Raw genomic sequence first — 9,850 nt, forward strand, 5'->3', positions numbered from 1 at the left:
CGCCCAGCGCACGGCCCACCATGCGGCCGAACGCAAGGATGGCCACGTCGGCGCCCTCGCGCACCACCTGCGCCTTCCCCACTTCCAGCACCTGGGGCTCCTCGGGCAGCGGCACGCCCTCGGCCGCCCCGCGCGGGTAGCGTATGGCGAACGGACCTCCCAGCGCCAGCGCCGTGTGCAGTGCATGCACGAGCTCGGCCTCGTTCGACGGGGCGAGCACCCGCATATGCGGCACCATGCGCGTGTACGCGAGGTCGAACATGCCGTGGTGCGTGGGGCCGTCCTCCCCCACCACGCCGGCGCGGTCGATGGCGAACACCACGTCCAGGTTCGGCAGCGCGTTGTTGATGATCAGCTGGTCCACCGCGCGCTGGAGGAACGTCGAGTAGATGGCCACGACCGGCTTCTTGCCGCCGATGGCCAGGCCCGAGGCCAGGCCCACGGCGTGCTCCTCGGCGATGCCCGAGTCCACGAAGCGGCTCGGGAACTCCTCGGCGAAGCCCGCCAGGCCCGTGCCGTCCTTCATGGCGGCCGTGATGGCCACGATGCGCTCGTCCTTGCGCGCCTCGGCCGCAAGCGCCTCGCCGAACACGCTCGTGTACGAGGGGGCGGCGGCCGGCTTCTTCCTCACGGCGCCGGTGGCCACGTCGTACGGAGCGATGCCGTGGAACTTCTCGGGGTTGCGCACGGCCGGCTCGTAGCCGGCGCCCTTCTTCGTCACCACGTGCATGAGCACGGGGGCATCGGTGGCCAGCACCATGGCGAGCGTCTCCTTGAGCGCGCCGATGTCGTGGCCGTCGATGGGCGCCGTGCACAGGATGCCCAGCTGCTCGAAGATCATGGTGCGCGGAAGCACGAACTGCTTCATGGACTCCTTCATGTTGCGCCCGAAGTTCGCGAGCGCCTCGCCGAAGGGGCCGCTGCTCTCCAGCCTCTCCTGGACGGAGTCGCGCGTCTGGCGGTACTGCGAGGAGGCGCGCATGTAGCCGAGGTGCTTCATGAGCGCGCCCACGTTGCGCGAGATGGACATCTCGTTGTCGTTGAGGATGACCACCATCGGGGTTTGCGCCTGCCCGATGTGGTTGAGCGCCTCGAACGCCATGCCGCCCGAGAGCGCCGCGTCGCCTATCAGCGCCACCACCCTGTTGTCGCCGCCCGAGAGGTCGCGCGCCTTCGCCAGGCCGAGCGCCACCGACAGCGAGTCGGAGGCATGGCCCGAGGGGTGCACGTCGTAGGGGCTCTCGCCGGGCTTCGGGAAGCCCGAGAGGCCGCCGTAGGTGCGCAGCGACTTGAACTCGTCGAGGCGCCCCGTGACCAGCTTGTGCGCATAGGCCTGGTGCCCCACGTCGAAGATGAACCGGTCGCGCGGGCAGTCCAGCATGCTGTGCACGGCCAGGATGATCTCCACGGCGCCGAGCGACGAGCCCACGTGCCCGCCCGTCTCCGACGTCACGGCCACGATCTCCTCGCGTATCTCGCGGGCAAGGATGGAAAGCTCCTCGTTGTCCAGCAGCTTGAGGTCGGCCGGCGACGAGATCACGTCGAGAATGCGATGGTCCATGGTCACGCCCCCCGTCACGCCTGGGCCGCAGCCGTCGCGGACGCCTCGGCGTCCGGGCCTGCGGCCTCGGTTTCACCCGCGGCTCCCGCCCCGGCCTCGCGGCCGGTCGCGTCCGCCCCGTCTTCCGTCACGTCCTCGGCGTCCCGGGCCTCGATGTTCTCCTCGAGCAGCTCGCTGGCGCGCAGGCCCAGGCCCACGGCCTCCTCGTACAGGGAGAGCGCCTCGTCGAGGGGCATCTCGCTCGAGCCCACGGCGTCGACGATCTCGTCAAGGCGGGCCTTCACCTGGTCGAAGCTCGCATACGACTCGCCCGCCACGTCACGCCTCCTTCGGCGTTTCTTCTGCTGCGCCGTTTACCGGGGCGCTCTTCGGCGCCGCCTTCTCCTCGTCCAGGATCTTGGCGATGCGGCCCAGCACGCCGTTCACGAAGCGCGGCGACTCGTCCTCGCCGCCGAAGTCCTTCGCCAGCTCCACGGCCTCGTTGATCGTGACCGAGGTGGGCACGTCGTCCACGTACATCATCTCGTAGGTGGCCAAGCGCAGGATGGAGCGGTCGACGATGGGCATGCGCGCAAGCGCCCAGTTCTCCGACGTGGCCGCCAGATGCTTGTCGATGGCCACGCGGTGCGCCTCCACGCCGCGCACGAGCGCCGTGGCGTAGTCGGGCAGCGGGCCGTCCTCGGCCAGGTAGCGGCCTTCCTCGGCGATCTTGGTAGCGCCCTCGTCCGTGATCTCGCTCGTGTAGAGCAGCGCGAGCGCCGAGCGGCGCGCACGCGTTCGTTCATGTCGTTTAGCAGCCATAGAAGCTCAGCAAACCTCCGGCTAACCGGCAAACTGGATGCCGTCGATGTACACGTCGACCGAGGAGACCTGCGCCCCCACCTGGCTCGCCACGGCATCGGCCACGGCCTGGCGCAGGTTGGCGGCCAGGTCGGGCAGCACGTAGCCGTAGTACACGTCCACGCGCACCGAGATGACCAGCTTGTCGTCCTCGTCCACGGCGATGTCGATGCCCTGCGTGGACGGCTTGGCGCCGAACACGGAGCGCAGGCCGCCTGCGGCGGCGGAGCCCACGGAGGCCACGCCCTCTACCTCGTTGGCCGCAATGGACACGATCGTCTCGACGACACCCGGCGCAAGCGCCATGCCGTCAAGGTTCAGCTCGTTCATAACACGTCTCCCATCTGGGTTTCAATAAAGTCGGTCGTCGCATCGCCCGCGCAGAACACGGCGTTGTCCAGCACACGGCGGTGGAACGAGATGGTGGTCTCGATGCCCTCGATGACGAACTCGTCGAGGGCGCGGCGGCCACGCGCAAGGGCCTCCTCGCGATCCTGTCCGTACACCACGAGCTTCGCCACGAGCGAGTCGTAGTAGGGCGAGATGCGCGAGCCCGTGCGCACGTAGCTCTCCACCCGAACGCCGGGGCCCGCCGGAGGCTCGAACTTGGTGATGGTGCCCGGGCACGGGCGGAAGCCGTGCGCGGGGTCCTCCGCGTTGATGCGGAACTCCATCGCATGGCCGAACGGGACGAACGGAGCGCGGGAGGCGCAGCTGATGGGCTCGCCGGAGGCGATGCGCAGCTGCTCCTTGATGATGTCGGTGCCGGTGATCTGCTCGGTCACGGGATGCTCCACCTGCACGCGCGTGTTCATTTCCATGAAGTAGAAGTTGCCGCGCTCGTCGAGCAGAAACTCGATCGTGCCGGCGTTCTTGTAGTTCACGGCGCGCACGGCCTTGATGGCCGCCACGCCCATGGCACGGCGCAGGTCCTCGGTGAGCGCCGGCGAGGGCGCCTCCTCGATGAGCTTCTGATGGCGGCGCTGCACGGAGCAGTCGCGCTCGCAGAGCGCCAGGTTGTTGCCGAAGTCGTCGGCCAGCACCTGCACCTCCACATGGCGCGGGCGCAGCACGAGCTTCTCCAGGTACACGCCGTCGTTGCCGAACGCGGCGCCGGCCTCGGTGCGGGCAGCCTGGTACTGGGCCTCGAGGTCGGCCGGGTCGTGCACCTCGCGCATGCCCTTGCCGCCGCCGCCCGCCGTGGCCTTGATGAGCACGGGATAGCCCACGCTGTCCGCGAACGCCTTGGCCTCGGCAGCCGTGTCGATGCAGCCGTCGGAGCCGGGCACCGTGGGCACGCCGCAGGACTTCATGGTCTCGCGCGCCATGCTCTTGTCGCCCATGCGCTCGATGCAGTCGGCCGCGGGGCCTATGAACACCAGGTCGTTGTCCACGCAGGCGCGGGCGAAGTCGGCGTTCTCGGCCAGGAAGCCGTAGCCGGGGTGGATGGCCTCGGCGCCGGCGTTCTTGGCGGCGGCGATGATGCTGGGCATGACGAGGTAGCTCTTGTTCGCCTGGGCGGGGCCGATGCACACGGCCTCGTCGGCGTACTGCACGGGATAGGTGTCCGCGTCCTCCGTGGAGTACACCGCCACCGTCTTCACGCCCAGCTCCTTGGCGGCGCGCATGATGCGCAGCGCCACCTCGCCGCGGTTCGCTACCAGTATCTTGCTAAACATTACGCCGTCTCCGGGGCCGGGGCCGGGGCGCCGTGGGGCTCGACGTAGAACAGCGGCGTGCCGAACTCCACGGGCGAGGCATCCTCGAGGCACACCTCGCGCACCGTGCCCATCTCCTCGGCCGTGATCTCGTTCATGAGCTTCATGGCCTCCACGATGCAGAGCGTCTGGTTGGCAGCGACCTCGTCGCCCACCTGCACGAACGGCGGCTCGCCGGGCGCGGGGGACGTGTAGAACGTGCCCACCATGGGAGCCGTCACGCAGTACCAGTTGGAGGGGCGCTCGATACCGTCGCCGGCGGAAGCGGAAGCCTCGGCCGCAGGAGCGGGGGCGACGGCGGCCACCGACGCCGTGGCGGCTGCAGCCGCCACGGCGTCGGAGGACAGCGTGCCCGGCATGCGCACGGCGATGCGCGTGCCCTCCTCCTCGACTACGATCTCGCCGACGCCGCTCTCCTCGGCGACGCGAACCAGCTCGCGAATCTGATTGATGTCCACGTAATCGTCCTCCTTGGTATGGCTCGACTCCTGCTCCATGAGGAAGTCGACCTTCTCCGATGTGCGGTGCTTGCTCAGGTACGTGCGCGCCTCGTTCGGGAACAGGGCGTACATGAGCACGTCCTCCTCGCTCTTCGCGAGGTCGCCGATCTCGTCCTCCACCTGGGAGTACGTGGTGGTCACGAGCGAGCCGGGGGCCACGTCGGGCGGCAGCATCTCGGAGTTGCCCACGACCTTGGCCACGATGTCCTTGTCCATGCGGCCCGGCGCCTTGCCGTAGTAGCCGCAGATGTAGTCCTTCATCTCCTTGGACACGACGCTCCAGCGCTTGCCGGTGAGCACGTTGAACACGGCCTGCGTGCCCACGATCTGCGACAGGGGCGTGACGAGCGGCGGGTAGCCCACCTCGGCGCGCACCTTCGGGATCTCCTGCATGACCTCGGGCAGGCGGTCGCCGGCGTTCTGGATCTCCAGCTGCGACACCAGGTTCGACATCATGCCGCCGGGCACCTGGTGCGAGTACACCTTCATGTGCGTGAGCGAGGACACGCCGCGCTTGTAGTGGCCGCGCTTGCGCACCTCCTCCCAGTACTCGGCGATCTCGAACAGCAGGTCCAGGTTCAGGCCCGTGTCGTAGCGGCTCTCCTGGAGGGCGGCCACGATCATCTCCACCGCAGGGTGCGAGTTGCCGAAGGCGAGCGGCGCGTGGGCCGTGTCCGCGATGGCGGCGCCGGCCTCGGCGGCCTTGATGATGTTGGCGGGCGCCATGCCGCCCACGTAATGGCAGTGGATGTGCAGCGGCAGGCCGATCTCGGCGTTGAACGCCTTCACCATGCGCTCGGTGCGGTAGGGCGTGAGCATGCCGGCCATGTCCTTGATGGCGATGGAGTCGGCGCCCAGATCCTTCATCTTCTGGCCGTACTCCAGGTAGCTGTCAAGCGTGTGGACGGGCGACATGGTGTAGGAGATGGCGCCCTCGAAGTGGCCGCCGCATTCCTTGATGGCCTCGGCGTTGTCCACGACGTTGCGGATATCGTTGAGGGCGTCGAACACGCGGAACACGTGGATGCCGTTGCGCTTGGAAGCCTTGATGAAACGGTTGCAGATCTCGCGCGAGTAATGCTTGTACCCCACGAGGTTCTGACCGCGGGACAGCATGGCGAGCGGCGTGTTCGGCGTGTTCGCCTTGATAGATCGCAGACGCTCCCACGGGTTCTCGTCGAGAAAGCGCAGGCACGTGTCGAACGTCGCGCCGCCCCAAGCCTCGATAGCCCAGTACCCGACCCGGTCCATCTTCGGCAGGATCGGCAGCATGTCCCCGATCTGCATGCGCGTGGCCCAGAGGCTCTGCTGGCCGTCGCGGATCGTGGTATCCATGATTTGAAGTCTCGGCATGAACTCACACCCCCTTCGATTTGCAGTTAGTCAAAGATCGAATATCCGATTATAGAGGAAGGTTGAGGTCGCGGCGTAGATGCCGGGTGAAATTCACTGCTAAGCAACAGAATAGGGGGACGAGGGGCGCAAACGGCCGTGCTTCGCGCAGGCGGGTGGCGGGCCAACCGCACGCATCCCGAAATGAGCGGCTTTGTCGTCCGGCGCAGACAAAGTGTATTCAGCTGAATACTTTCAACTTTGGAGGCTCGCCTACGATTTCGATCATGCCGGAGAAGTCACGACAGGCCAAGATGCTGGGCAAGGACCCCCTTGTCCAACTCCTCGCGCGCACGTTCGGCGAGAACGTGCGCGTCCTGCGCGAAAGCCAGCACCTGACGAAAAAGGAGCTGGCGGACATGGTAGGGTCCAGCCGAAGCCACATCACCGACATCGAGGACGGCTTGATAGACGCCGACTTCTCGAAGGTCGTGAAGTTCGCACGGGCTTTCGAGCGCCCCCTCGACGCCCTTTTGGCCCCCGGAGGAGCCCTCCATTCCCTGGGCGAGAACGAGAGGGGCTAGCCCCGCAGCCCAGCCTGGCCCGCCCGACCCGGATGGCGTTTTGGACGCCTGACCGGCTGGAACAGGCTAGGAGCCCCTAGAGCAGGCACCCGCGGAGCTCTTCCACGTTGCGGCATGCGACCTCCGGCTTTTCCGCCAGCAGCACCTCTTCGGGGAACATGCCCCACAGGACCGCGGCGGTGGGGCAGCCGGCGCCGCGCCCGGCCTGGAGGTCGAAGGGACTGTCGCCCACGTACGCGCACTCCTCGGGGCGCAGGCCCAGCTGGCGGCAGCCCTGGAGGACCGGGCCGGGATCGGGCTTGTGGGCAGCGCAGTCGTCGGAGCCTATGAGCAGGTCGAACGCGCCGTCCAAGCCGAACGTGGCCAGGCCGCGCACGGCAGCCTCGTGGCGCTTCGAGGTCACCACGCCGAAGGGCAGCCCCGTCTCCCGCAGGTCAGCCAGCAGCTCGGGCACGCCGGGGAAGATGCGGATGAGGTCGTCGTGCACGCGGGCGTTGTAGTCGCGGTAGACGGCGAGCAGCTCGTCGTGCACCTCCTGGTCGTCCGTGAAGTCCCACATCTGCACCGTGAGCGGCTGGCCCACCTTGGCCATGAGCAGCTCGTCGGGCATGCTCTTCCCCAGCACCGTCTCCACGGCATGGCGGAACGAAACCAAAATCAGGCGCTGGGTATCGAGCAGGGTGCCGTCCAGGTCGAACAGCACCCCGCGCACGTCCGGGAAGGAGCTCATCAGGCGAACAATCCGCCGAACAGGTCGACCTCGGAGCCCCACACCTTCGTGTTGCGCTGCGCGAACGCCACCGCGTCGGTGAGCGCCATGAGCGAGATGTCGCGGCGCGCGCCCGTCTTGCGGTGCTTGATCTCCACCTTGCCCTCGGCGAGGCCGCGCTTGCCCACCACGACCTGCAGCGGCCAGCCCACGAGGTCGGCATCGGCGAACTTCACGCCGGCGCGCTCCTTGCGGTCGTCGATGACCACTTCCAGGCCGAGCTTCGCCAGGTCGCCGGCCAGCTTCTCGGCCGCCGGCTGCACCTCGTCGTCGCCCACGGTGAGCGGCAGCACGCACACGTGCGCCGGCGCCACCGAGAAAGGCCACGCGATGCCGTTCTCGTCGTTGTGCTGCTCCACGATGGCCGCCATGGTGCGCGACACGCCCACGCCGTAGCAGCCCATGAGGAACGGCTGCTCGGAACCGTCTTCCGCCATGAACGTGGCGCCCATGGCCTTCGAGTACTTGTCGCCCAGCTGGAACACCTGCGACACCTCGATGCCGCGCGCGCCCTCCAGCGGCAGGCCGCACTTCGGGCAGCTGTCGCCGGGCTGCACGATGCAGAGGTCGGCCCACTCGTCCACCTTGAAGTCCACGCCCAGCTGGGCGCCCACGTAGTGGTAGCCGTCCTCGTTCGCGCCCACGACCCACTTCGGCACGGCCTGCAGGCTGCGCGCCGCGATGACGCGTGCGGCCTCGGGCAGGCCGACCGGGCCCATGGAGCCCTTGTGCAGGCCGAAGGCCTCCATGTCCTCGTCGGTGAGCAGCGTGAAGCCGCCGGCCACACGCTCGGCCTTCAGCTCGTTCAGCTCGTGGTCGCCGGGGATGAACAGCACCACCAGGTCGCCCGCGTCGTTCTTGCCCGACAGCGCCTTCACGGTGGAGGACTCGGGGATGTCCAGGAACGCCGCCAGCTCGGCGATGGTGTGCACGCCCGGCGTGGCCACCTTCTCCATGGCCGGCACGTCGTAGACGGTCGGGCGCGCCAGGCAGTCGCCCGCCTCGGCGTTGGCCGCCCAGCCGCACGCGCAGTGCACGAGCTCGGCCTCGCCCGCTTCGGCGAGCGCCATGAACTCGCAGGTCACGCTGCCGCCGATCTGGCCGGAATCCGCCTCCACGGGACGGTAGTCCATGTCCATGCGCTCGCAGATGCGCCCGTAGGCGGCGCTCATGTCGTCGTAGGTCTTCTGCAGCGACTCCTGGCTCGCGTGGAAGCTGTAAGCGTCCTTCATGATGAACTCGCGGCTGCGCAGAAGGCCGAAGCGCGGGCGGATCTCGTCGCGGAACTTCACCTGGATCTGGTACAGCGTGAGCGGCAGCTCCTTGTAGGAGCGCAGCTCGTTGCGCACGAGGGCCGTGATAAGCTCCTCGTGGGTGGGCCCGAGGCAGAACTCGCGGTCGTGGCGGTCCACCAGGCGCATGAGCTCGGGGCCGTAGTCGTTCCAACGGCCGCTCTCGTGCCAGAGCTCTCCGGGCTGCAGCGCCGGCATCATGATCTCCTGGGAGCCGATGGCGTCCATCTCCTCGCGCACGATGCGCTCCACCTTCGCCAGCACCCGCTTGCCGAGCGGCAGGAACGTATACACGCCCGAGGCCGTCTTGCGGATCATGCCGGCGCGCAGAAGCAGCTTGTGGCTGGCGATCTCCGCATCGGTCGGGTCCTCCTTGAGCGTGGGCACGCACAGCTCGCTCATGCGCATGATATTCGCGTTCGTCATAGCTTTCCTATCTCCTCCATCAAAGCGTCCACGATGGCCTTCTCCTCCACCTTGCGGACGACGTCTCCCTTGGAAAACACCACGCCCATCCCTGCTCCGCACGCCACGCCGATGTCGGCGTCGGCAGCCTCGCCCGGGCCGTTCACCACGCAGCCCATGACGGCCACCTTGAGCGGCTTGCCCAGGTTCGCGATGCGCTCCTCCACCTGCTGCGCCAGCCCGATGAGGTCCACCTGGCAGCGCCCGCACGTGGGGCAGCTCACGAGCTCCGGCGCGCGGCGGCGCAAATCGAGCGCCGCGAGCAGCGTCCAGCAGGCACGGACCTCCTGCACGGGGTCGTCGGTGAGCGAGATGCGCAGCGTGTCGCCGATGCCCTCTTCCAGCAAGATACCCAGGCCACAGGCGCTCTTGATGACGCCCTGGAACAGGGTGCCGGCCTCCGTCACGCCGATGTGCAGCGGGCACGTCGGCAGCTCGCGGGCGAGCTGGCGGTACGTGGCCACCGTGGCCATGACGTCGTGGGCCTTCGCGCTGACCACCAGGTCGCGGAAGCCGCGGCCCTCGCAGTAGCGCACGTAGTCGGCGGCCGAGCGCGCGAGCTTCTGCGCGAGCGTGAGGTCGGTGCGCGCGGCCAGCTCGACGTCGAGCGAGCCGGCGTTCACCCCGATGCGGATAGGGATACCGGCCTCCCCCGCCGCGTCGAGCACGGCGTCCGTCTTGGCGAGGCCCCCGATGTTGCCGGGGTTGATGCGCAGCTTCGCCGCGCCGCGGCGCGCGGCCTCAACCGCGATATCGGCCGAGAAGTGGATATCGGCCACCACGGGCAGC

General features: G+C 68.3%; 10 protein-coding genes. 1 reads left to right on the forward strand and 9 read right to left on the reverse strand.

The window, feature by feature from the left end; all coding sequences use genetic code 11:
- The 6 genes from dxs to accB form a co-directional block, all read right to left on the reverse strand.
- Window positions 1-1,561: 1-deoxy-D-xylulose-5-phosphate synthase (gene dxs / locus GPA_RS03610; protein WP_083808897.1), on the reverse strand; the 1,561-nt coding region annotated here is incomplete at its 3' end.
- Between the two features lie 14 nt (window positions 1,562-1,575).
- Complete coding sequence (locus tag GPA_RS17275) at window positions 1,576-1,878, reverse strand: exodeoxyribonuclease VII small subunit (protein WP_083808899.1); 303 nt, start codon at window positions 1,876-1,878, stop codon at window positions 1,576-1,578.
- A 1-nt stretch (window position 1,879) separates the two neighbouring features.
- Window positions 1,880-2,362, reverse strand: coding sequence for a transcription antitermination factor NusB (nusB, locus tag GPA_RS03620; protein ID WP_015538963.1), 483 nt, complete (start codon window positions 2,360-2,362; stop codon window positions 1,880-1,882).
- Between the two features lie 21 nt (window positions 2,363-2,383).
- The gene (locus GPA_RS03625; protein WP_015538964.1) at window positions 2,384-2,731 is read right to left on the reverse strand and encodes an Asp23/Gls24 family envelope stress response protein; all 348 of its coding nucleotides are present in this window, start codon (window positions 2,729-2,731) and stop codon (window positions 2,384-2,386) included.
- The gene (accC, locus tag GPA_RS03630) at window positions 2,728-4,080 is read right to left on the reverse strand and encodes an acetyl-CoA carboxylase biotin carboxylase subunit (RefSeq protein WP_015538965.1); all 1,353 of its coding nucleotides are present in this window, start codon (window positions 4,078-4,080) and stop codon (window positions 2,728-2,730) included. The genes GPA_RS03625 and accC overlap by 4 nt, the downstream gene beginning before the upstream one ends.
- Window positions 4,080-5,972 (reverse strand): acetyl-CoA carboxylase biotin carboxyl carrier protein, encoded by a 1,893-nt coding sequence (gene accB / locus GPA_RS03635; protein ID WP_041238974.1) that lies wholly within the window; start codon window positions 5,970-5,972, stop codon window positions 4,080-4,082. The genes accC and accB overlap by 1 nt, the downstream gene beginning before the upstream one ends.
- Before the next feature lie 266 nt (window positions 5,973-6,238).
- On the opposite strand from accB, the gene GPA_RS03640 reads away from it, so the two are divergent.
- On the forward strand, window positions 6,239-6,535 hold the full coding sequence (locus tag GPA_RS03640; protein ID WP_015538967.1) for a helix-turn-helix transcriptional regulator: 297 nt from the start codon (window positions 6,239-6,241) through the stop codon (window positions 6,533-6,535).
- 76 nt (window positions 6,536-6,611) lie between these two features.
- On the opposite strand, the gene GPA_RS03645 is transcribed toward GPA_RS03640, so the two are convergent.
- From GPA_RS03645 to ispG, 3 genes are all read right to left on the reverse strand, one after another.
- Window positions 6,612-7,265: an HAD family hydrolase gene (locus GPA_RS03645; protein ID WP_015538968.1), complete on the reverse strand. Its 654-nt coding sequence runs from the start codon at window positions 7,263-7,265 to the stop codon at window positions 6,612-6,614.
- Entirely contained in the window at window positions 7,265-9,022 is a 1,758-nt protein-coding gene (locus GPA_RS03650) for a proline--tRNA ligase (protein WP_015538969.1), read from the reverse strand. The genes GPA_RS03645 and GPA_RS03650 overlap by 1 nt, the downstream gene beginning before the upstream one ends.
- The coding region (gene ispG, locus GPA_RS03655) for a flavodoxin-dependent (E)-4-hydroxy-3-methylbut-2-enyl-diphosphate synthase (RefSeq protein ID WP_041238977.1) at window positions 9,019-9,850 on the reverse strand (832 nt) is incomplete at its 5' end. The genes GPA_RS03650 and ispG, both read right to left, overlap by 4 nt.

The organism is Gordonibacter pamelaeae 7-10-1-b, assembly GCF_000210055.1.
Taxonomy (GTDB): domain Bacteria; phylum Actinomycetota; class Coriobacteriia; order Coriobacteriales; family Eggerthellaceae; genus Gordonibacter; species Gordonibacter pamelaeae.